Here is a 24,287-nt window from a genome sequence, read left to right on the forward strand (position 1 = left end):
ATAAAGTGTAAATTTGCACCCGCTTACAGGGCGAAACGTTCATTAAAATTGCGAAAGTAGCTCAGGGGTAGAGCATCACCTTGCCAAGGTGGAGGTCGTGGGTTCAAATCCCATCTTTCGCTCTGAATACAAAAATATACCAATTGATTACATTCATTTGTAATTATAATGCTGAAGTGGTGGAATTGGTAGACACGTTGGACTTAAAATCCAATGTCCATTAGGACGTACGGGTTCAAGTCCCGTCTTCAGTACTAAAGCCTTTATCGAAAGATAGAGGCTTTTTTTAGTTTTATACCTTACGGAACTTCGGTTTTGGTATTAAAAAGCGAGAGGCTATTATCTACAAGTTAGCTTTTCAACTTACACAATATAAATCACCTTTTCATCTTCCTCAATACTATCATTAAATCTAAACGGACGTTTTACGCCTGAAATATCTACGATAACCAATGGAAGAACAGTCTTGTTTTTACTAAATTGGGTTTTTACCCATTCGCGAGTGGCAATTTTTTTATCGCTCGTTACCTCTACTTCCTTATAATTTAAGTCTTGTGTCTTTTGAATCCAAGGCTGAAGATCTACTTTTCCTGAGAATAGAGTTGATGCTGATACGGACTGTAATAAGTTGATGCTACCACCGATCTCTGTAATGGGAGAAATTACAATATATTTTTCTGGAATATAAAAGGTGTCATTCACCAATTGCGAGGCTAATAGATTTATTTCATTATTGACAGTTAGGGCTAAAAAGGTTCTAAAGTCTTTAGCTGAAGCTTCTTTTAGTGTGGCTTCGTCTAAAATATTACCATGCACGCAATTGAATCCTTTGTGCTTCGCATTTTCACAGATGCCTTTATTCGCATCAATAAAAACGACCTTATTGTGTTCTGATAAATGTTTTCCTAATAATAAGGCAAGTGGATTGGCACCTAATATTAAATAGCCTTCTCTAGAGAATTGTTTTACGAGTTCGCCGCGTTTCTTAAGCCAGTTGGTAGACCAGGTTAACAAAACAGGAACGGATAGTGTCGTAATGATGGCCATAAAGACGAGAATAGAGAAGATTTCCTGAGAGATAATCCCTTTTTGCAGTCCAATACCAGCAATAACAATTTCTACGGCTCCACGGCCGTTCATTCCGGTACCTACAGCTAAGCCTTCGCGCCAGCCATTGCGACTAGGAAGATAGAAAATAACGGTACCTAATATTTTACCGGCAAAAGCAACGCCTACAATAGCTAATAATAATCCTAAATCGGTTTGAAAAACATCTAAGGTGACATGAAAACCTGCGGTAACAAAAAATATTGGAGCCATAAAACCAACTGAAACATCGTGGAAGACATGAGTAATATCTTTGGTGATTTGATCCTTAAACACCCCATCTTTAATAAAGACCCCAGCAATAAAGGCCCCTAAAATTCCATGAAGACCTACAAGTTCAGCAAGTTCAGAGAGTCCAAAAACAATAAGTAACAATAGTGTGAAATAGGTGGTGCGGTTTTCTATATTTTTTTTGGCCATCCATTGTCCAATTCGGGGCAGGATATAAAGTCCAAAAGCGGTAGAAAAGCCAAAAAACAGAATGATTTTTCCTATAATTAATAAGATTTCAGACATGTTTACCGCACCGGCATCAATAAAACTAGAGAGTCCGGCAAATATGATTAAGGCTAATGTATCTGAAATTAGCGCGCCCGCCATAAGGACGTAAGCAATACGGGTGTCTAATAGGTTTAAGTCCACTAAAATCCGACTTTTAGTCGCTAGAGAAGTGACCCCAACTGCAATTCCCACAAATAGGCCGGCCATGCTAGTACCTCCCGATAAAGTCACCACGTAATACCCTAAAGCAAAAGGAACCACAAAGCCACCTACAGCAGCGAGAAGTCCTGCCCATGAGGCTTTTCCAAGATCCTTGAAATTAATCTCCATACCAATGTAGGCCATGAGTAGTATAACACCTGCTTCTGCTAAAATAACTAGGGTGCTAGAGCTCTCTACAAATCCTAATAACGGGGGGCCAATGATTACCCCGATAAGGAGTTCCCCTAAGATTGCTGGGTAACCAATACGTTTAATTAAGGCGCCACCTCCCCATGCGGCGAGAAGCACAATGAATAAGTTTAAAATGTCAAATCCTTCCATAGTTGTCTCGTTTTGTTCTTGTGTATTGTTATAAATATCGCAAAATTTTCTTACAATACCGCACGAGATCAATGATTTAGTCCTTAATTTTGCGCGGAATAAGGATGGCTTTCGGGCTTTTCTAGGTTTTGGGAAAGGTTGAGGTTTTTGACTTTCATTATTAGGACTTGATGAGCATTAGCATATGGCGGCACTTCTGCTTATCGATAAGTATTACGGGCTTGATACTCTTTTTTTTTGGGGAATCGAAACTTTTCAAAATAGGGGTTATAGGAGTTTCTTGACTTGTGATTTTAGTTGGTTATTACAACCCGTATTTAAAACCATAAAGCTTCGGAGTAGTTGGTATTGCTGAGAATAATATGATATGACGAGTTAAAACCATGGCTTCATTTCTCTCAATTTTATTATAATTAGTATACATTTATACCCTTTACTGTTATTCTGGATATTTTGAATAATGATAAATTGATTAATTTAACATGATATTTTCAATCTGCTTTTCATGCTTCTTCTAAAGAATTTTAAAATTTATGTCTACGGTCTTTGTGTGGCACTATGTTGTGGTTTAGCTTCTTACGCGCAAGAAATTCCACCTATACAAATATTTACCCCTCAAGATTATAATGCTGAAGATCAGAATTGGGCCATTTCCCAGTCGGATAGCAACTTTATATATGTGGCTAATAATCGTGGGTTATTAGAGTATAACGGGGCTTTATGGAAACTGTATAATTCACCAAACGATGGAATTTTACGTTCGGTTAAGGTGGTGGGAGATCGCATTTATACCGGTGGGTATATGGATTTTGGGTATTGGACCAAGAACAATAAGGGGACTTTAGAATACAGCTCTTTAAGTAAAAATAAAAACTTTTCAATTCGAGAAGATGAGGAGTTTTGGGGCTTGCTGCATGTTGAAGGGTTTGTGTTGTTTCAGTCTTTTGAGCGTATTTATATCTATAATATACACGAAGATCGTTTTGATATTATCAATTCAGATTACCGCATCAACAAGATGTTTAAAGTTGGTGAAACGGTCTATTTTCAAAAAACGGAAGTCGGTATTTTTAAGATTGAAAATGGAAAGAAGATTTTAATCCTACCCGAAGATGCTATTTTAGGCTACGAGTTGGTTAATATTTTTCCATTAGCTCATGGCTTATTGATGCAATCTAAGGAACATGGATTTTATAAATTTGAAAATAATTCGGTTTCTAAATGGGAGATTCCGTCAGATCCCTTGTTATCCACGTTGAGTGTTTACAGTAGTATTCGGTTGGCAGATGGTGGGTTTTTATTAGGAACCATCGCTAATGGTATCATTCAATTGGATGCGTCAGGGGCTGAGGTTTTAGCGATAGATCAATGGAAAGGCTTAAGTAATAATACCGTTTTGTCTGTATTTGAAGATAGTTATGGCAGTGTATGGCTAGGTTTAGATAACGGTATTAATTTGGTGAATTTAAAATCCCCTTTTCGCGTGTATACCGACAGTCACGGGGTCTTGGGTACGGTTTATGCAGCGGCCAAAACCGATCGTTTTCTTTATTTGGGGACAAATCAGGGCTTATTTTATCAGGCTATTGATTCTAATGTACCCTTTAAAATGATAGACGGCACTAAAGGCCAAGTTTGGAGTTTGTCTATGGTTCAGGATGATTTATTCTGCGGACATGATAAAGGAACATTTATTATAGAAAATACTACTGCCACGCAGGTGTCTGATATCATCGGTACTTGGGGAGTTAAACCCATTAAAGGACGGCCTAATCTACTGATTCAAGGAAACTATAAAGGGTTGAATGTGTTAGAAAAAAATGATGGTACTTGGCAATATAGGAATCGACTTCAAGGATTTAATATCTCATCAAAGTATTTTGAATTGTTAAACGCTCATGAGGTTTTTGTAAGTCACGAGCATAAAGGCGTCTATAAAATTACATTAGATTCAAACTATAGAACTGTAAAATCTACACAAAAGATGCCCGTGGCTCAAGGTGTGAAGTCGGGAATGGTGAAATATAACAATGACATTTTATACAGTAATCGTTTAGGGGTTTATAAATACAAGGCTTCTGCTGATGCATTTCAAAAAGATTCGGTATTAAGCGCTTTATTTACAGGCGATAAATATATATCGGGGAAACTCTTTAATGATGTTGTGGGGAACAAGCTTTGGGGCTATTCTAAAAGTGAGTTGGTGTTTGTGGAACCAGGTAAACTCTCCTCTGAACCCGAGATAAATGTTATTGCGCTTTCTAGTGAGGTGCGTAAAAGTAAGTCGGGTTATGAAAATATCCTGTACTTAGGGCCTAAAAACTACCTTATAGGAACCACGGATGGATTTCTTAAAATAGATCTAGATAAAGTAAAGGAACGTCCATTAGAAATACATTTAAATAGCGTGAATTATGGTGCCTATCCGGATCAGATGTCTCCTTTAGATTTATCTAATACTGAGCCGTTAAGGAATAAATATAATAATGTACGTTTTAATTATAGCGTTACAAACTACAACCAGTTGTCAACTTCAAAATTTCAAAGTCGTTTGTTAGGTTTTTATGATGATTGGAGTGATTGGTCTACAGAGTCTGAAATATTTTACAAGAATCTACCTTATGGTGAATACACCTTTCAAGCGCGAGCTCTCACCGATGGTGTGCTGTCTAAAAATATTGTTTCTTATGTCTTCAGTATAAAAAAACCATGGTATTTAACACCTTTGGCTATTGTGCTGTATGTTGTTGTCGTTTTACTGATTATCTATGTGCTATACTTCTATAATAGACGTCATTTTAAAAAGCAGCAACTGAAAATTATTGAAAAGAAAGAACGCGAGCTGGCTTTAGAACAATTAGAAAGTCAGCGTCAACTGATTCAGTTTAAAAATCAGAACTTACAGTTGGATATCGAAAATAAGAATAGAGAACTTGGTATGGCAACCATGAATTTGGTAAAGCGAAATGAGTTATTAGGGAATATAAAGGAACAGTTAGCGAATAGTAAAAGTATGCCCGAGGTTAATAATGTAATCAAGTTAATTAATAAGAGCATTAATAATACGGGAGATTGGCAATTGTTTGAAGAAGCTTTTAACAATGTTGATAAGGATTTTATGAAGAAAATTAAAGCCTTGCACCCGTCGATAACAGCGAGTGATTTACGACTCTGTGCCTACCTAAGATTAAACCTTTCTTCTAAGGAAATAGCACCACTTCTTAACATTTCTCATAAAAGTGTTGAGGTAAAGCGCTATCGTTTGCGTAAAAAGTTAGAATTAGACCACGATCGCAGCTTATCGAGCTATATTATTGAGTTATAGCACCTATACATCCTTCTTTTTTACCTATACATTACCTATACAAACGCTGTTTTTAGCTGCTTTAGGTTAAAAGTCCTCATTTTAATTAGAGGGCTATAAATAATGTTGAAACCATAAAATAAAGGGGTATTTAATGTGATATTTCTATTTTAGACCGTTCTTTTTTGTGCTGTATGTTTTTTGTAGTGTTTGGTTTTAAGATAACATTAAGAATTTGTTATAATTTGCATAGTCTAAACTAAGAACTATGAAAATAAAACTTTTCGCGCTCTTCGCTTTCATTTTAACAATGGCAGTAAACGGGCAAAATGTAGATGTATCTGGTACGGTAATTGAACAAGGTTCAGGACAGCCTTTACCGGGTGTAAACATTATCCTTAAGAACACTTCGAAAGGAACAACAACAGATTTCGATGGTAACTTCACTCTTACTGATTTACCAATCAATTCAATTTTAGTAATTTCTTATATTGGTTTTGTACCACAAGAAATTACAATTAAAGACAGTACGCCACTAGCGATTACTCTTGTAGAAGATACAGAGTCTTTAAGTGAGGTGGTGGTTATTGGTTATGGAACGCAGAAAGTCACGAATGTCTCGGGGGCTATCTCTACTGTGAAATCCGAATCCATTGAGAAATTAAATCCAACGCGTGTGGAAGAAGCACTACAAGGAAATGCTTCAGGGGTATCCGTGGTGCAAAGTGGTTCTCCAGGAAGTAAGCCAACGGTATTAGTTCGTGGTATTCCTTCGTTTTCAGGTACAGACCCTGTAGTTATTATAGACGGTGTGCCACAAACCTTAGACGATTTAAACTCTATTAATTCTTCAGACATTGAATCTTTAAACATTTTAAAAGATGCCGCTTCTACAGCGATCTATGGTGTTAAAGGGGGAAATGGTGTAATTGTAGTGACTACCAAATCGGGTCGTAAAAATGAAAAGGTACAGTTTTCATTCAACACCTATTCAGGAATCCAGTCGGTAGATAGAAAGTTAGGCCTATTAAACGCAACAGAATATGCGGCCTTATTAAATGAAGGTAGTGTCGTTGCCAGTGGAGAACTTATTTTTCCAGATCTTTCCGTTGTAGGTAAAGGGACGGATTGGCAAGATGAAATTTTTAAAGAAGCTAGTATTACCTCTTATGCGCTTTCAGCACGTGGTGGTTCAGAAAAAATTAGCTATTTCTTATCAACAGGTTACCTTAGTCAAGGGGGTATTGTTGGTGGTGAAGATAAATCTAACTTTAACCGTTTAAACTTTACGGCGAATGTTGATTTTCAATTGACCTCTAAGTTGAAATTCATTTTAAACGCGAGTTATGCAAATATTAAAAGCCAATCTATTGCTGAAAATTCTTTCAACTCTATCTTAGGTAATGCCATTAACTTTGATCCTACAGTAACACCATATAATACAGATCCAAACGATTTTGCGACTTATGGTTATAGTAACTTATTGTTGTCGGAAATTTTTAATCCTGTACAACGTTTAGAAAACACCTATAACGAAAGTAATGGGAATAAGTTATACGGGAAATTTGAATTACAATACGACATCCTTAAAAACTTAAAAGTTACGTCTCGTTTTGGATATACCAAGTGGGATCAGGTAGGGAAAAGTTTTACGCCTTTAGCGTATTACGGACCTAATAACGTGTCTAGTGATTATAATCCTGATGGAACCGTAAAAACAGAAGAAGTTGTCAATTCAGACGGAACTACAAGTATAATTCCTTCATTTCACAATAGTGTAAGTGAAAATACGGTGTCTAACTTTAATTATACCTTCGAGAATTTCTTAAGCTACAACTTTAACTTTAATGAGATCCATAATTTCGATGTGGTTCTTGGGGTTTCAACAAGTAAGTCTACAGGTGAAGGATTTGGCGTAACACGTCAGGATGTACGTGATAATTCATGGGTTTGGGCTGATATAAGTGCGGCAACCGGAATTAATACGGCTTTAAATACAAATGCCTATACCGGATACAGTTATCAAGACTTAGAGCGTAGAAATATGTCTTACTTCAGTAGAATTAATTATGACTACCAAGGCAAGTACTTAGCGTCATTCTCTGCAAGACGTGATGGTTCAATGGCCTTTGGTGATGACAACAAATTTGCCAATTTCTATGCGGGTTCTTTAGGTTGGATTGTGACTAATGAAGACTTCTTTAATGTAGAAGCGATTAATTTCTTAAAAGTAAGAGGAAGTTACGGTACCGTTGGTAATGAAAATGTAGATCCGCAGTATGTTGGAATTACTGTAGGAGGTCCAAGTTACAATTCTACAGCCAATAGTAATGGTTATACCTTTGGAGATGAATTTGTTTCTGGAGCTACAGTAAACTCGTTTAGTAACCCTACTTTAAGTTGGGAAGAGCAAACCCAATACAATTTTGGTTTTGATATGACCTTCTTGGATAATCAATTCTCATTAACGGCAGATTACTTTAATAAGTCGGTTGAAGGTTTATTATTTACCGATGCACCTCCGCTTTATGCTGGGACTTCAGAGCCGGTAACGTCTAATATAGGGAGTACAGAAAGTAAAGGAGTTGATTTAAGTTTAGGCTATACCAATTTTGGAGCTAAAGATTTTAAGATTAATACCTCTGTAACGTTTACAACGTCTAAAAACTTAGTTACAGAAACCAATAGTGACGGTACGGCCTTTGTAGCCGGAGGCTCTTATTTTAATGGACAACCTCAAGATGCCACACGTTTTGAAAAAGGTTATACACCAGGTTATTTTTATGGCTACCAAACCAATGGTTTATTCCAAAACCAAGCCGAAATTGATGCCCATGCCACACAGTCTGGTGCACAGCCAGGAGATATTCGTTTTGTAGATATCAACAATGATGGTGTTATTGATGACGCAGATAAAACTAAAATTGGTGATCCGTTCCCAACGTTTACCATTGGATGGAATTTAAGTTTAGAATACAAAAACTTCGATTTCAATATGTTTACTTATGCTTCTGTAGGTAATGATATCTTTAAAGCTTACGAGCGTAATGCACAGTTTACAAACAAAGACAGAAGTGTTTTAAATCGTTGGACAGGGGAAGGCACAACAAATGATGCTAATAACCCAAGATACACTTTTGAAGATACAAATAGTAATATTAGACCTTCAGATAGATATGTAGAAGATGGAAGCTTTATTAAAATTAAGAGTTTAACATTAGGTTATACTTTACCAGAGGATTTAAATATTTTCTTTAGTCAAGTCCGTCTCTATGCACAAGCAAAAAATTTAATAACGCTTACTGAATACACGGGGTATGATCCTGAAATATCAGGTGGAATTTTAGACACTGGTATTGATCGTGGTGCTTATCCACAAGCGAGAACATTTTTATTAGGTCTAGACCTTAAATTTTAACATCCAAAAAATATAGTAGTATGAAAAATATAAAAAACAGTATTGGATTAATCATCATACTTTCAATCTTTATGGGTTGTTCTGATGTTGTAGAATTTGATCCGCATGATGAATACGAAGTAACAGAATTAGATTATTTACAAACAGAGTCCGATTATAGAACGATGGCTGTTAGCTGTTATACCCCAACACAATGGTTAAATGGCGTTATTGTCCTAGGAGATATCGCTTCAGATAATGCCGTTGCTGGTGGAGAAAATGCCTCAGATGTGGTGTCGTTACAACAAATTGATAACTACCTTATTTTAACCAATAACAGTACACTTGAAGATTTATGGCAGTCGGCTTATGAGGGGGTAAATAGAACCAACTATTTAATAGATCATAAAGATGTCAATCTTTTAGGAAATGTAGTGGATTTTGAAGGGAAAGATGCACTTTATGGTGAGGTTTACTTCTTAAGAGCCTTCTATTATTTTAACCTGGTTAAAATGTTTGGTGATGTGGTGTTATTTACAGACCATAAATTAGGGCTAACAGATTTCGGTACGCTACAACGCTCTCCAAAAGAAGAGGTTTATGCACAAATGGAAATCGATTTACTTCAGGCTATAGAAGCCTTACCAACGTCACAATCGCAAGAAGGTAGAATTACCAAATATGCAGCACAAGCCTTATTAGGAAAAATATACCTATATCAAGAAAAATTTGACGAAGCGGTTCCTGTATTACAAGAGGTGGTTAATGGTCCTTTTAGTCTAGTACCTAACATGGACGATATTTTTTTACCAGAAGGTGAAAATGGTGTAGAATCTGTGTACGAAGTACAATACTCAAACGGACAACCTTATTACAATTGGGGTGGTCAAACAAGAGGTCAAGGAAATTATGCCGTACAACAATGTGGGGTAAGAGGATTGAGTGGTACTGCAGATATGCCTTACAATTCAGGTTGGAGTACTAACTTACCAACTCAAGATCTTGCTAATGCGTATGAAGAAGGAGATCAAAGAAAAGAAGCCACAACATTTGATGTAGAAGCTTATGCGAACAACAATCCAAGTTTGAATGTGACTTACCAAGTAGCGCCTTATAAAAACACAGGCTTATACAATAAAAAGTATTTACCTAGAAAAGGACAAACAAGCGGACAAGTGGAGCTAAACTACGATAACAACCAACGTACCATTCGTTATGCTGAAGTATTGCTTATGGCGGCAGAAGCTAATTTAAGAGCGTCTTCATCAAACCAAGCTTTAGCACAGACCTATTTAGATATGGTTAGAGATAGAGCTTTTGGTGATCAAGACCATAGAGTTACTGCAACCGTTCAAGCTATCTGGGACGAAAGACGTTTAGAACTAGGAATGGAAGGTGACCGATTCTTCGATTTAGTAAGAACAGGGCAGGCCAACAGTGTTTTAAGTAGTAGAGGTTATAACCCTGCGACTAACGGACTTTTCCCAATTCCTCAGAGAGAAATTGATATTTCTAATTTGACGCAAAACGATGGATACTAAAAAAATAAAACTCATGAAAATATTAAAACATACTTTAAGATTATGTCTTCTAATGCTGGTTTTATTTAGCTGTTCAGAAGATGATTCAAATACCGATTTTGTAGATAGCATTGAAGCACCAACTAATGTTTCTGCTCATGTGGTCGTTACACAAGACAATACAGGTTTAGTCACCATTACACCATTAGGTGAAGGCTTAACAAGCTTTGAAGTTGACTTTGGTGATGGATCTGAAGGTTCAGAAAAACTTCAAGCCGGTGCTGGCGTTAGTCATACTTACGAAGAAGGAACCTATGAAGCTTCGATTACAGCTTATGCTTTAAACGGACTTTCAACAGTGGTAACACAAACCGTTGTGGTGGCTTTTCAGGCGCCAGAAAATTTAGTCGTTACTATAGAGAACGATGCCGCAATTTCCAAAACGGTTAATGTTCAGGCTTATGCCGATTTTGCAACTTTCTACGAAGTGTCTTTTGGAGAAGATCCTGATGCAGAACCAACCATTCTTAATAATGACCAAACGGCGTCTTACACCTATCAAGAAGCTGGGGTGTATACCATAACTGTGGTAGCCTTAAGTGCCGCGATTGAAACAATAAGTTATTCAGAAGAATTTGAGGTGACTGAAATTGTTCAGCCTTTAGTTTCTGCACCAACACAGCCTTCTAGAGTAGCTACCGATGTAGTGTCTATTTTTAGTGATGCTTATACTGATATTGAAGGGGTAGATTTCTATCCAAACTGGGGACAAGCAACAACTTTTAATCTTTTTGATTTAGATGGCGATGCAATGCTTCAGTATACCAATATAAATTACCAAGGCATTGACTTTTCTGGAACGCCACAAGATGTTTCACAAATGGAATATATTCATATTGATGTTTGGACCTCAGGTGAGAGCGAAGCAAAACTGTCTCCTATAAGTTCTGGTCCTAATGAAACCGCTTACGATTTAGATTTAACAGCACAACAGTGGTCGTCTTTTGATATTCCTCTGTCGTATTTCACAGATCAAAATCCTTTAGTCGATTTTTCAACAATCATTCAATTTAAACTTGAAGGGAATCCTAGTGGTGAAACCTTATTTGTAGACAATTTATATTTCTATAGAGAAGGTGAAGCGCCTTCAGATGGTGTAACCCCAATTACTTTTGAAACCGAATTTGAGTTAAGTAGTTTTGATGGTGGTGCCATAGCACTAGTAGAAAATCCGGATACCAACGGAAATGCCTCTGCAACAGTGGCACAAATGATAAAAGGTGGCGGACAAACTTGGGCCGGATCTAAAATTACAATGCCTGCTCCTTTTAATGTTGATGGATCAATGGTGGTCACTGCAAAAGTATGGTCGCCAAGAGTAGGCTTAGAGTTGTTAATGAAAATGGAAGATGATGTGGCTTGGCCAGATGTTACTGCTACAGCAGAGATTACAGCAACCACCACAGTAGCGAATCAATGGGAGACTTTAACTTTTGATTTTTCTGGCATTGATACGGCTATCAATTGGTATAACCTCGTGTTGATAATGGACAATAATATTATGGGTGATGGTAGTGTAGATTACACCATTTATATCGATGATATTTCTACAGATCCAATGTTAGATTTCGAACCCGATTTTACCTTAAGTAGTTTTGATGGTGGCGCAATGTCAGTCATAGCAAATCCAGATCTTAATGGTAATCCTTCAGCAATGGTTGCTGAATTGGTAAAAGGAAATGGACAGTCTTGGGCAGGGTCTAAAATCACTGTACCAAGTCCTTTTGAAGTTACAAGTGCTTCAGTAGTGACTCTAAAAGTATGGTCGCCAAGAACGGGCTTAAACTTATTATTAAAATTTGAAGATGATGTCGCTTGGCCAGACGTAACAGCAAGTGCAGAGGTTACAGCCACAACAACTGTAGCCAATCAGTGGGAGACGTTAACCTTCGATTTTTCAGGAATTGACACCGCTATAGATTGGTATAACCTAGTGTTAATTATGGATAACGAAATCGTTGGTGATGGGTCTTCAAACTACACCATTTACCTTGATGATATAACACTAAATTAAAACTTAAAGACATATGAAAAATATAAAATATACTTTAATGGGATGTCTAGGACTCTTATGGGTTCTTTGGGGATGCCAAGAAGATGATGCTGAATTTGGAGACATCGTAGCGCCAACTAATTTAGTGGTAACCGCTGATATTGTAGGGCAAGATGATGCTAATCCTTATGGCGATGGAAGTGGTATTGTTAATTTTATGGCCGTTGCAGATCACGCACTGAGCTATAGATTTATTATTGATGGGGTAGAAAATAACACCCTTTCAGGAAACTACGAAGCACTATTTACAGACCTTGGTGTTAATACTTACGATGTTACTGTAATTGCTTACGGAACAGGTGGAGCCTCTACATTAACTTCAGTTTCTGTAGAAGTCTTTGCAGACTATTCACCACCACAAGAATTATTAGATAAATTAATTGGTGATGGTAACAACGTATGGCGAATGAAAGCAGAATCAGCAGGACACTTTGGTCTTGGTCCTGTAGGCGGAACCGTAGTTTCAGAATGGTATGGTGCCGGAGCCTATGAAAAAGTAGGTGTTGGGATGTACGATGATCGTTTTATGTTTAATGCCGATGGAACTTTTACGCATATCACTAACTATACTAATGACGATCCTACAACAGATACATCAGGTACTATTTTTGGTCGTGGAGGTTTAGTTACTGAAATTGCTTCAGGAGGAACAGAAAACGGTGCTGATGTTGAAAATGTACCTTATAACGATTATACTGAAGAATGGACGCTTATAGCGCCAGGAGGTGCAGAAACAATTAGTTTATCAGGGACGGCTTTTATCTCTTACTATACCGGTGGAAATCATAGATATGAAATCTTTGACCGTTCGGTTCCTAACGAGATTACGTTAAAAACAACGGATGGTAATGGCGATTTTGACTGGTGGTTTATTTTAACAACGGAGGAAGAAGCTGAAGAAGAATCCTTTACAACCATTTACGATAATTTAGTGTGGGCGGATGAGTTTGATACCAACGGTGCTCCTAATGCAGCTAACTGGACCTACGATCTTGGTACAGGAAGTAATGGTTGGGGTAACGGAGAAGCACAATCGTATACCGATAATGCAGAAAATGTTAGTGTTGAAGATGGTTTCTTAAAAATCACCGCGAAGGAAGCTAACGGAAGTTATACCTCAGCACGTCTTAAATCCGAAGGTTTATTTGAATTCACCTACGGTAGAGTTGAGGTTAGAGCTAAATTACCAGCCTCTATCGGAACTTGGCCAGCAATATGGATGTTAGGTGCCGATTACCAAACCAATACGTGGCCAGCCTCTGGAGAAATAGACATCATGGAGCAAAAAGGACAAGATAAAAATACGGTTCTAGCAACCGTACACCATCCTGCCGTTTCTCCAGGAGCAGGAGATTCAGGAAGTATAGCATTAACAAGTTCTACCACAGAATTTCATAACTATACGGTAGAGTGGACCCCTGATGAAATTATCTTCTTAGTTGATGATACCGTATTTCATACCGTAGAAAATTCAGCAGACTTACCCTTTGAACATGACTTTTTCCTCATCTTAAATGTGGCAATGGGCGGAACCCTAGGCGGTGATATAGACCCAGCATTTACAGAAGATAGCATGGAGATTGATTATGTAAGAGTGTATCAATAATAGAGTTATCGTTGTTTTGTAATAGTTAGTTTGGAAGTGGCCCAATGCATTAGAAATCCATTGGGCTACCTTTCACCATCTACACATATTTTTTTAATAAGAAGTAAGCCTTGCACGGAGACGCTAGTTTGCAATAGTGCCGCTTACTCTAGAATCAATAATTTAGTAAATGACTAAAAATCCCATTTATATCGGAACCCAAAAGGCTTCATTAGAAAGTACGGAAGTTAAAGGTGAATTAGTACGTCTTGACCATCAAGAATTCTATAAAATATCAAATAGTGATCAAATGAGACCCTTTTTTATGAGTCTCGTGAGCAATTCTAACCATTGGATGTTTATCTCTAGTAATGGAGGCTTAAGTGCAGGACGAAAAAATTCAGAATATGCCTTATTCCCTTACTATACGGATGATAAGATCACGGAGTTTGCCGATGTTACTGGGCCAAAAACTATTTTTCAAGTTCACAAAGCAGATAAAACATTTTTATGGGAACCGTTTTCAGAGGCCTATAAAGGCGTGTATACTATTAAAAGAAATTTGTACAAAAACACCTATGGAAATAAAGTTGTTTTTGAAGAAATCAATACGGATTTAGGCTTAAGCTTTAAATACGAATGGAATTCAAGTACGCTTTATGGGTTTGTAAAAAAATCGACCTTAACAAATACAACGTCAGAAAAGGTTGAGGTAACCCTTTTAGATGGTTTACAAAACATTGTGCCATTTGGTATTGGCGCCGATATGCAAAACCAATATAGCAATCTGGTCGATGCTTATAAGAAAAACGAATTACAAAAAGATACGGGTATTGGCATCTTTGCCCTAAGTGCTGTTATAGTAGATAAAGCAGAACCAAGTGAAGCCTTAAAAGCTAATATTGTTTGGTCTTTAGGTTTAGATCATCCGAAGTATCTTATCTCTTCACTTCAATTAAATAACTTTAGAAAAGGTTTAGAAATTGAACAGGAAGAAGATGTCAGAGCTGAAAAAGGCGCGTACTTCGTGTCTTCAGATTTAAGCTTAGACGCCGGAGCAGAACAGACTTGGATGTTTGTGGCTAACGTTAATCAAACGGCTGGTCATATCTGTGACATTTCAGAACAAATTAAAAACGATTCTCAACTTTGGGCTACCGTACAAAAGGATATCGATGCCGGAACGCAAAACCTTATTGAAATTGCTGGTGCTGCAGATGGGGTACAACTTGGAGAAGATCAATTAAGAAATACAAGACATTTTGCAAACACGCTTTTTAATGTGATGCGTGGTGGTATTTTTGATGATAATTACACCATTGAAAAAGCCGATTTTATAACTTATATCAACAAAGCGAATACCATTGTTGCTAAAGATAAAGCAGAAGTTTTAAAGGCCTTACCAGAACTATTTACGGTACAGGACCTTAAGGCGCTTGCAAAAAAGGATAGTAATTCTGATTTTAAAAGACTTTGCCTTGAATATTTACCCTTAAAATTTAGTAGAAGACATGGAGACCCGAGTCGTCCGTGGAATAAATTCTCAATCAATACCACTAATGAAATTGATGGTTCTAAAATTTTAGATTATCAAGGGAACTGGAGGGATATTTTTCAGAATTGGGAAGCCTTAGCGCATGCCTATCCTGAGTTTATAGAAGGTATGATTCATAAGTTTTTAAATGCCACAACTTTTGAAGGTTACAATCCCTACCGTGTTACTAAAGACGGATTTGATTGGGAGGTCATCGAAGAAGACGATCCTTGGTCTTACATTGGGTATTGGGGCGATCACCAAATCATCTATTTACTTAAATTCTTAGAGTTTATAGAAAAACATTATCCTTCAAGCTTAGCGGCATCTTTTAAAGACAATGTTTTTGTGTTTGCTAATGTGCCTTATAAGATTAAAAGTTATGAAGACACCTTAAAGAATCCAAAAGATACAATTGATTTTGACCACCGTTTAAATCAAGAAATTAATGAAGAACGCGCAAAGCTAGGTGTTGATGGAGCGTTATTAAAAGACCAAAATAAGGCCATTTATAAGGTCAACTTAATAGAAAAACTATTAGTAACCGTTTTAGCGAAAGTCTCTAACTTTATTCCTGAAGGCGGAATTTGGTTAAATACACAGCGACCAGAATGGAACGATGCTAACAACGCGCTTGTTGGTAACGGGGTTTCCATGGTAACCTTATATTACTTAGAACGTTTTTTAAATTTCTTTGAAAACGTGGTTTCTAATGCCACCTTAGATACGGTTGAAATTTCAGAAGAATTACATGTGTTTTTCACTGAAGTCGTCGCAACCTTAGAGCGTCATAAAGAGGTATTAGGTGCTGCTATTTCTAATGCAGACAGAAAAACAATTTTAGACGGCTTAGGGCAAGCAGGTAGTGTATACCGTATGGCCATTTATGCATCTGGTTTTAAAAATGAAAAACAATCCATTTCTAAAAACGATTTATTAGACTTTTTTAGAATTACGAAACAATATTTAGAGCATACTATAAAGGCAAATAAGCGTTCAGATCATTTGTATCATGCTTATAATTTAATGACGGTTGAAAACGATAAGGAAGTCTCTATCTCTTATTTATCTGAAATGTTAGAAGGCCAAGTTGCCGTCTTAAGTTCTGGTTATTTAACGTCTGAAGAAGCCTTAGAAGTTTTAAATGCCTTAAAAGCAAGTGCTTTATTTAGAGCCGATCAGTACAGTTATATTCTGTATCCTAATAAACAATTACCACGTTTTGTAGACCGAAATAATATTCCAGATACTACGGTTAATGCCTCTCAATTATTACAAGAATTATTAAAAGCAAATAACAAACAAATCATTGAAAAGGATGTTTTAGGACAGTATCATTTTAATGGTAATTTCAATAATGCTAACAGTTTAAAAGCGGCTTTAAATGAATTACCGGAAGACTTTAAACTTTTAGTAGACCAGGAACGTGCTCAGCTTTTAGCTGTTTTTGAAAAGGTATTTAACCATAAATCCTTTACAGGACGTTCTGGAACCTTTTATGGCTATGAAGGTCTAGGATCAATCTATTGGCATATGGTGTCTAAGTTATTATTAGCCGTACAAGAAAATTGTATTAAAGCGATTAATGCTAACGAAAATGAAGCGGTTATTGGTGGATTATTAGACCATTATTACGAAATAGGTGAAGGTATTGGAGTTCATAAATCCCCAGAATTATACGGGGCATTTCCAACGGATCCTTATTCGCATACGCCAGGCGGAAAAGGGGCACAGCAACCTGGAATGACAGGTCAGGTAAAAGAAGATGTATTATGTCGTTTTGGAGAATTAGGTGTTTTTGTTGAAGACGGAAAACTCTACTTCAATCCAAGACTTTTAAGAAAGGACGAGTTTTTAAAATCGGCCTCAGAATTCACATATACGACGATTGATAAGGTTTCTAAAACGCTTCAATTAGAGAAAGATACCCTTTGTTTTACCTATTGCCAAGTGCCAATTATTTATCAATTAGCTTCAGAAAATAAAATTGAAGTGGTCTTAAATGATGGAACGGTAACAAGCTTCAACGCTTTAAAACTGGATGAAAATAGTAGTGATCACATTTTTAAGCGTTCAGGAAAAATAGATCATATTAAAGTGGCTATTCAAAAATAAAAATAGAGACATGAATTCAATTATAAAATCAGCGGTATTTATTTTAGTATGGTGTCTTGCGTATTCATGTCAGAATACAAAAAAGGAAGAAAGCAATTCAAAACCTGTGGAGCAAGTACAGGTTTTGAGTGCTAAAGAAATTTTAGGAAATCCGGAGTATGTGGCCATTTCTTATGGAGGGTATAGAACTAATACGCGGGAGGTGCAGCCAACGCTTGCCGAGTTAAAAGAAGATATGCAGCTTCTAAACGCTATGGGAATTAAGGTGCTCAGAACCTATAATGTGCATTTTGATCAGGCGGCCAATTTGCTAAAAGCGATATCAGAATTAAAAGCGGAAACTCCAGATTTTGAAATGTATGTGATGCTAGGCATCTGGATTGATTGCAAAAATGCCTTCGGAACGGGAGATGGAGAAGCAATTCATACGGAAGAGAGTGCACGTAATGCTGTTGAGGTTAATACAGCTGTAGCTTTAGCTAACCAATATCCGGATATTGTAAAAATTCTGGCGGTGGGTAACGAAGCCATGGTTACTTGGGCCACGAGCTATTATGTAACCCCTAATATTATATTAAAATGGGTGCAGCATCTTCAAAACTTAAAACAAACTGGCGATTTACCGTCGGATTTATGGATAACAAGTTCAGATGATTATTCTTCTTGGGGAGGTGGCGATGCGAGTTATCATACAGAAGATTTAAAGCAACTTGCTCATGCAGTAGATTATATTTCTATGCATACCTATCCGTATCATAATTCACATTACAATCCTGAATTCTGGAAAGTCCCTGAGGAAGAGGAGTCGCTATCAGATCAAGAAAAAATCGATGCTGCGATGTTAAGAGCTTTACATTTTGCACAATCTCAATACGATAGTGTGGCTAATTATATGAAAAGTATAGGAGTAGAGAAACCTATTCATATTGGAGAAACAGGTTGGGCTTCCATTTCTAATGGGCATTATGGCGAAACAGGTTCACGTGCTACAGATGAGTATAAGCAAGGCTTATATTATAAACATCTGCGCCAATGGACCCAAAAGGCGAACATCAGTTGTTTTTATTTTGAAGCGTTTGATGAGCCGTGGAAAGACGCCAGCAATGCCTTGGGGTCAGAAAATCACTTCGGATTAATAAATCTTGAAAATGAAGCTAAATATCCGCTTTGGACTTTGGTTGATGAAGGGGCCTTTAAAGGCTTAACACGAAATGGAAAGCCAATTACCAAAACCTTTAATGGCAATGTTGAAAGCTTAATGGAAACCGTTTTAGTGCCCAACACCGATTATCCGAAATAAACGTTTACAATCATGAAAAAAATAGCAATACTAATGGTCTTTTTTATGGCTTTTGTGTCGTGTAAAAATGAGACCAAAAAAGAGAGTCAGCCTGTACAAGAAGCAGTAGTTGACACTTCAGTTGTTTCTGTTTCAGGACGTCGACTCATGGTCAATGATCAGGCCTATTTAATTAAAGGGATCTGTTACCACCCCGTGCCAAAAGGCAGTCCTAATAAAAGAGATTTTTCCACCTTAAGCCAAGATTTGGAGTTAATGGTTGAAGCCGGAATCAATACCATAAGAGTGTATGCGCCAATCGCAGACAAAAATGTTTTAGATCAAATTGAAAAAGCAGGGCTTAAAGTCATCATGGGCTTTGGCTACAAACAAGGTGGGCATTACGATATCTATTCAGGTACATTCATTGACCTGGTAAATACATTCAAAAATCATAATGCCATATTAATGTGGGAATTGGGGAACGAGTATAACTATCATCCGGAGTGGTTTGATGGCGATATTAAAAATTGGTACAAGGCTATGAATGCTGCAGCAGCCTTAATTCATCAAAATGATCCGTCACATCCAGTTACAACAGCACATGGCGATTTGCCAAATGAACTCGCGCGATCTATGAGTCCTAATATTGATGTTTGGGGGATGAATGTCTACCGTTCTATCCGTCCAGAAACCATTTTTGAACAGTGGAAAGACCTCAGTTCAAAACCAATGTATCTGTCAGAAACCGGAGCCGATAGTTATATGCAAATTGCAAATGAAGGGTATACGCAGGGCGTCAATGAAAAAGCGCAAGCCGATGCTACAGCTATCATTTTAGATAAAACCTTTAATAATCAGGAAATCTGTTCAGGGGTCACTTTATTTTCTTTTACCGATGGCTGGTGGAAAGCCGGAAACAATGCGGTGCAAGATACCGGAGGTACGGCACCAAATAGTACAGGTGTGCCTTTTGATGGCAGTCCTAATGAAGAATTTTGGGGTATTGTAGATATCGATAGAAACAAAAAAGAAGTTTTTACGGTGGTAAAAAATCGCTATTCAACAGTAGAACATAAGAATAATTAAATCACAGAAATATGAAACGAACAAAGATCAGCCTTGTGGCGCTCTTAATTCTAACGGTAGTGGGTTGTGCTCCTGAGAAAAAGGACAACACTTTAAATGTTGAAGTTTATGAAACTTCAGAACGTGGAAATAAATTAACAAGAATTACTGAATTTACAGACGTAGATTCTGCGGCCGCCGTTACAATACGACCAGAGCAAACGTTTCAAACCATCACAGGATTTGGAGGGTCTTTTACAGAGTCTTCAGCTTACCTATTAAACAAGTTAAGTAAAAAGAATAGAGACACCATTTTACAAGCTTATTTTGCTGAAGATGGAGCACGATATTCTTTAACAAGAACGCATATTGCCTCTTGTGATTTTTCTTTAAATAACTATACCTATGCGCCTGTTGCTGGTGATATGGATTTAGAACATTTTAGTATTGATGAAGATCGTGAAGATCTCATCCCTATGATTAAAGATGCTCAAGCCATTTCAAAAGATGGGTTTCATATTATTGCATCACCTTGGTCATCTCCACCATGGATGAAAGATAACAAGGCCTATGTAGGAGGGAAATTATTACCTGAATATTACGATACGTTTGCGCTATACTTTTCTAAATATTTAGACGCTTATAAAGCTGAAGGTATTGATATTTGGGGGTTAACACCAGAAAATGAACCTCACGGAAATGGTAATAACTGGGAAAGTATGCACTTTACGCCAGAGGAAGAAACAGACTTTGTACAAAATCATTTAGGTCCTAAGTTAGAAGCTGATGGTAAAGGGCATGTTAATATTTTAGGTTACGATCAAAATAGAGGCGGTTTAAAAGAATGGGTTGATGAGATGTTTAAAGACGAAGCTTCATCAAAATATTTTGCTGGGACAGCGATCCATTGGTATGAAAGTACCTATGAAGTTTTTCCTGAAACCTTACAATATGCACACCAAAAAGCACCTGAGAAATATTTAATAGAAACTGAAGGTTGTATTGATTCTGAAATTCCAATGTGGCAAGATGATGCTTGGTATTGGAAAAAAGAAGCAACCGATTGGGGTTACGATTGGGCAAAGCCAGAAAACAAATATTTGCACCCAAAATATGCGCCGGTAAATCGCTATGCCAGAGACATTATTGGTTGTCTTAACAATTGGGTAGACGGTTGGGTTGACTGGAATATGGTTTTAGACCGCCAAGGTGGACCAAATTGGTTTGAGAATTGGTGTCTAGCGCCAGTCATTGTAGATCCAGATGCAGATGAGGTTTACTTTACGCCTTTGTATTATACCATGGCTCATTTTAGTAAATACATCAGACCAGGGTCTAAAGTTATCGCTGTAGAAAATGGCGCTGACGCTATTATTGTAACGGCAGCTCAGAATCCTGATGGTTCTATTGCTGTAGTGGTTTTCAATGAAGAAAAGGAGGCGCAGAATTTTAGCCTTACGCTAAACGACAAGCACATCAATTTAAAGATTGATGGTCAAGCCCTACAAACTATTGTCATTCCTAAAGCATAAGGCTTTCTGATAAAAATTAATGTGATAAAATAAAAGTTATGTCCATCGCATCCCAAAAAGTTCCCTTAGGTCAAAAAATTGCTTTTGGCGCCGGAATGCTTGCTAACCAAATGTTTCCTGCCGTTATCGGTATATTTATAGTTGTTTTGGTAAAAGACCTAGGGTTTCCTGGGTGGATGTGGGGCGTGGTGTCTTTGGCACCGAGAATTTTTGATGCCATTACAGACCCTATCATGGGGTACATTTCAGATAATACCAAATCCCGCTGGGGAAGACGCCGACAGTATGTATTTATTGGGGCCATAATTATGGGGATTTCCTTCATTATTATGTGGCAGTTATTCAGAGATAATTCTCTAGATTATAATTTTATCTACTTTTTATTAACCTCCTTTTTGTTCTATTTGGGGTTAACAATTTTTAGTGTGCCTTATGTGGCCATGGGTTATGAGATGAGTGATGATTTTCATGAGCGTACCAATATTATGGCGGTGGCACAGTGGATTGGTCAATGGGCTTGGGTTATAGCACCATGGTTTTGGGTAATTATGTATGATCCGGAGTGGTATCCTTCTGCAGATGTCGGCGTGAGAGAATTGGCGATTTGGGTTGGTGTTATCTTTGGGGTATGTGCTATGTTGCCCGCTATTTTTATAAAAAGTAAGTCTACAGTCAATGAAAATTATTCGCCACTAACTATGGCTACTATCGGGGGGAGCTTAAAAGAGATTGGAAATAATTTTGTGGAAGCCTTTCAATCGGTACCCTTTAAAAAACTTTGTTTTGCGACTTTCTTTGTGTTTAATGCCTTTAATACCGTAGCGAGTTTTACCTTTTTTATCATCGTCTATTATTTGTTTAATGGAGATGCCGGCGCGGCAGGGATTTGGCCAACCTTATTTGGAAGTGTTGGAGCTTTAGTGACCACGTTTATCGTTATTCCTATTGTGGCTAAACTCTCTAAAGTGCTCGGGAAGAAAAATGCTTTTATGGTCACACAAGGAATTTCCGTTGTAGGCTATATTATGTTGTGGTTTTTATTTGTGCCTGGAAAGCCCTATTTGTTTTTATTTGCCCTACCTTTTTTCTCCTTTGGTATCGGAGGTCTTTTTACGCTTATGATGTCTATGACCGCCGATGTCATTGATCTTGATGAGTTAAAAACAGGAAAACGTAGAGAAGGTGTTTTTGGAGCTATATATTGGTGGATGGTAAAATTTGGTTTTGGTATTGCCGGAGGATTAAGTGGCCTTATTTTAACTGTGGTTGGTTTTGATTCTGCAGTTGAAATACAAACCGAAAGTGCCCTTATAGGATTGCGTTTATTCTTTTCAGGCTTTCCTATTGCAGGGACCTTAGTGGCTATGTATATTATGCGTAACTATGATATTACAGAACAACGGGCAGGTGAAATTAGAGCGGCTTTAGATCAGCGTAAGAAAGCTTCAACACCGAAATCTTAGATTTATTATTATAATTAAATGCTAAACCTGTTTATAGTTTAGCAGCGGGCTTATATATTGCGAAAAAAAGCGAAGAATTTTAGATTTTGAAATAATAAAATCGGTGAATAACTAGGTTTTAAAATTTTTAAAAGTAATTTTAAAGAGCGTATAACATATGCTCTTTTTTATTTCATTAAATAACAATATCAATGACAACACTTAAAGAATTAGCTGCGCTATTAAATATTTCGGTTTCTACAGTCTCAAAGGCTTTAAATGATAGTCATGAAATTAGTGAAAACACCAGGATTCGTGTTAAAGAACTCGCCACGAAACTTAATTATAAACCCAATAGAATTGCCCAGCAATTAAAGACCAATAAATCCAAAACAATTGGGGTTATTCTACCAACGGTTACAAATCCATTTTTCGCAGAAGTTTTACACGGTATAGAAAAGACAGCTAACGCTAATGATTACGATATCATTGTATGTCTTTCTAATGAAACCTTACATAAAGAGCAACGCAGTTTAGAGTTGTTGTCTAACGGTAGTGTAGACGGCTTTATCATTGCGGTGGCCAGAGAGAGCCAAGTAGAACAACAGACTGAGCATATAAAAGCGACGCTAAAAACGGATACCCCCGTGTTAATGTTTGATAGAGTGGTTCATGATGTGGATTGTAACAAGGTGATTGTCGATGATTTTCAATCGGTTTATGCAGCTACAGAACATTTAATTGTCCACGATAAAAGAAAGCATATCTTATTGGTGAGTAATATTGAAGAGCTTAGTGTTGGAAAGCTCCGAATAGAAGGGTATACAAAAGCCTTAAACGACCATAAATTGGAAGCCCAAATTCTAAACTTAGATCATGCTGGTGATGGCGATGTAGAACGTAAGATTTATGATTATCTAGAGGCCCATCCTAATGTGGATGCTATTTTATCTATAGATCATATTACGGGTATTGTGGCCATTAATATGGCGAAGAAGTTAGGGCGTGCCATTCCATCAGATTTGTCTGTTGTTGGTTTTGGCTATGAGCATACCCAAGTATTATCGAGTCCTAAAATATCAATCATTCATCAAAAAGCCTTTAAAATGGGCGAAATATCGACCAAATTATTAATTGATAATATTAAGGATAAGACTTTAAAATCGAGAACCGTGGTGGTTCCTAGTGAACTTAATCTTAGTGAATCTGTAGAGGTTCATCCTCAATTTTAAGCATAAAAAAAGCCT

The 24,287-nt window shown here is 37.2% G+C and carries 12 protein-coding genes and 2 tRNA genes; 13 read left to right on the top strand and 1 reads right to left on the bottom strand.

All coding sequences use genetic code 11. The annotated features are described in order from the left end of the window. The first annotated feature begins 50 nt into the window (after positions 1 to 50). Positions 51 to 122: transfer RNA gene (locus DFQ08_RS04015), tRNA-Gly, on the top strand. A 48-nt stretch (positions 123 to 170) separates the two neighbouring features. Then, positions 171 to 254: transfer RNA gene (locus DFQ08_RS04020), tRNA-Leu, on the top strand. A gap of 109 nt (positions 255 to 363) precedes the next feature. Here the strand turns inward: DFQ08_RS04020 and DFQ08_RS04025 are convergent. Beyond that, on the bottom strand, positions 364 to 2,151 hold the full coding sequence (locus DFQ08_RS04025; RefSeq protein ID WP_114308490.1) for a cation:proton antiporter: 1,788 nt from the start codon (positions 2,149 to 2,151) through the stop codon (positions 364 to 366). Between the two features lie 505 nt (positions 2,152 to 2,656). On the opposite strand from DFQ08_RS04025, the gene DFQ08_RS04030 reads away from it, so the two are divergent. The 11 genes from DFQ08_RS04030 (at position 2,657) to DFQ08_RS04080 (ending at position 24,272) form a co-directional block, all read left to right on the top strand. Next, positions 2,657 to 5,476 carry a helix-turn-helix and ligand-binding sensor domain-containing protein gene (locus tag DFQ08_RS04030; protein ID WP_114308491.1) on the top strand — a complete coding sequence of 940 codons (2,820 nt, stop codon included), beginning with the start codon at positions 2,657 to 2,659 and terminating at the stop codon, positions 5,474 to 5,476. A gap of 247 nt (positions 5,477 to 5,723) precedes the next feature. Further along, positions 5,724 to 8,873, top strand: coding sequence for a SusC/RagA family TonB-linked outer membrane protein (locus tag DFQ08_RS04035; RefSeq protein ID WP_114308492.1), 3,150 nt, complete (start codon positions 5,724 to 5,726; stop codon positions 8,871 to 8,873). A gap of 20 nt (positions 8,874 to 8,893) precedes the next feature. Further along, entirely contained in the window at positions 8,894 to 10,393 is a 1,500-nt protein-coding gene (locus DFQ08_RS04040) for a RagB/SusD family nutrient uptake outer membrane protein (RefSeq protein WP_114308493.1), read from the top strand. A gap of 13 nt (positions 10,394 to 10,406) precedes the next feature. Further along, positions 10,407 to 12,446, top strand: coding sequence for a hypothetical protein (locus tag DFQ08_RS04045; protein ID WP_147269439.1), 2,040 nt, complete (start codon positions 10,407 to 10,409; stop codon positions 12,444 to 12,446). 13 nt (positions 12,447 to 12,459) lie between these two features. Beyond that, complete coding sequence (locus DFQ08_RS04050; protein WP_114308495.1) at positions 12,460 to 14,091, top strand: glycoside hydrolase family 16 protein; 1,632 nt, start codon at positions 12,460 to 12,462, stop codon at positions 14,089 to 14,091. Positions 14,092 to 14,260: 169 nt separating this feature from the next. Next, the gene (locus DFQ08_RS04055) at positions 14,261 to 17,719 is read left to right on the top strand and encodes a hypothetical protein (RefSeq protein ID WP_114308496.1); all 3,459 of its coding nucleotides are present in this window, start codon (positions 14,261 to 14,263) and stop codon (positions 17,717 to 17,719) included. Between the two features lie 10 nt (positions 17,720 to 17,729). Further along, complete coding sequence (locus tag DFQ08_RS04060) at positions 17,730 to 19,019, top strand: glycosyl hydrolase family 17 protein (RefSeq protein WP_114308497.1); 1,290 nt, start codon at positions 17,730 to 17,732, stop codon at positions 19,017 to 19,019. A gap of 12 nt (positions 19,020 to 19,031) precedes the next feature. Next, complete coding sequence (locus DFQ08_RS04065; RefSeq protein ID WP_114308498.1) at positions 19,032 to 20,087, top strand: glycoside hydrolase family 2 TIM barrel-domain containing protein; 1,056 nt, start codon at positions 19,032 to 19,034, stop codon at positions 20,085 to 20,087. A gap of 11 nt (positions 20,088 to 20,098) precedes the next feature. After that, a complete protein-coding gene (locus tag DFQ08_RS04070; protein ID WP_114308499.1) occupies positions 20,099 to 21,598 on the top strand; it encodes a glycoside hydrolase family 30 protein in 1,500 nt (499 codons plus the stop codon). Positions 21,599 to 21,636: 38 nt separating this feature from the next. After that, positions 21,637 to 23,061, top strand: a complete 1,425-nt coding sequence (locus tag DFQ08_RS04075; RefSeq protein WP_114308500.1) for an MFS transporter — start codon at positions 21,637 to 21,639, stop codon at positions 23,059 to 23,061. 191 nt (positions 23,062 to 23,252) lie between these two features. After that, complete coding sequence (locus DFQ08_RS04080; RefSeq protein WP_114308501.1) at positions 23,253 to 24,272, top strand: LacI family DNA-binding transcriptional regulator; 1,020 nt, start codon at positions 23,253 to 23,255, stop codon at positions 24,270 to 24,272. Positions 24,273 to 24,287 lie beyond the last annotated feature (15 nt).

This window comes from Winogradskyella arenosi, assembly GCF_003337305.1.
GTDB classification, from domain to species: domain Bacteria; phylum Bacteroidota; class Bacteroidia; order Flavobacteriales; family Flavobacteriaceae; genus Winogradskyella; species Winogradskyella arenosi.

Coding starts and splice junctions, on each gene's coding strand:
- DFQ08_RS04035 (WP_114308492.1), top strand. CDS start 5,724: ATGAAAATAAAACTTTTCGCGCTCTTCGCTTTCATTTTAACAATGGCA.
- DFQ08_RS04040 (WP_114308493.1), top strand. CDS start 8,894: ATGAAAAATATAAAAAACAGTATTGGATTAATCATCATACTTTCAATC.
- DFQ08_RS04060 (WP_114308497.1), top strand. CDS start 17,730: ATGAATTCAATTATAAAATCAGCGGTATTTATTTTAGTATGGTGTCTT.
- DFQ08_RS04025 (WP_114308490.1), bottom strand. CDS start 2,151: ATGGAAGGATTTGACATTTTAAACTTATTCATTGTGCTTCTCGCCGCA.
- DFQ08_RS04045 (WP_147269439.1), top strand. CDS start 10,407: ATGAAAATATTAAAACATACTTTAAGATTATGTCTTCTAATGCTGGTT.
- DFQ08_RS04030 (WP_114308491.1), top strand. CDS start 2,657: ATGCTTCTTCTAAAGAATTTTAAAATTTATGTCTACGGTCTTTGTGTG.
- DFQ08_RS04050 (WP_114308495.1), top strand. CDS start 12,460: ATGAAAAATATAAAATATACTTTAATGGGATGTCTAGGACTCTTATGG.
- DFQ08_RS04080 (WP_114308501.1), top strand. CDS start 23,253: ATGACAACACTTAAAGAATTAGCTGCGCTATTAAATATTTCGGTTTCT.
- DFQ08_RS04055 (WP_114308496.1), top strand. CDS start 14,261: ATGACTAAAAATCCCATTTATATCGGAACCCAAAAGGCTTCATTAGAA.
- DFQ08_RS04075 (WP_114308500.1), top strand. CDS start 21,637: ATGTCCATCGCATCCCAAAAAGTTCCCTTAGGTCAAAAAATTGCTTTT.
- DFQ08_RS04070 (WP_114308499.1), top strand. CDS start 20,099: ATGAAACGAACAAAGATCAGCCTTGTGGCGCTCTTAATTCTAACGGTA.
- DFQ08_RS04065 (WP_114308498.1), top strand. CDS start 19,032: ATGAAAAAAATAGCAATACTAATGGTCTTTTTTATGGCTTTTGTGTCG.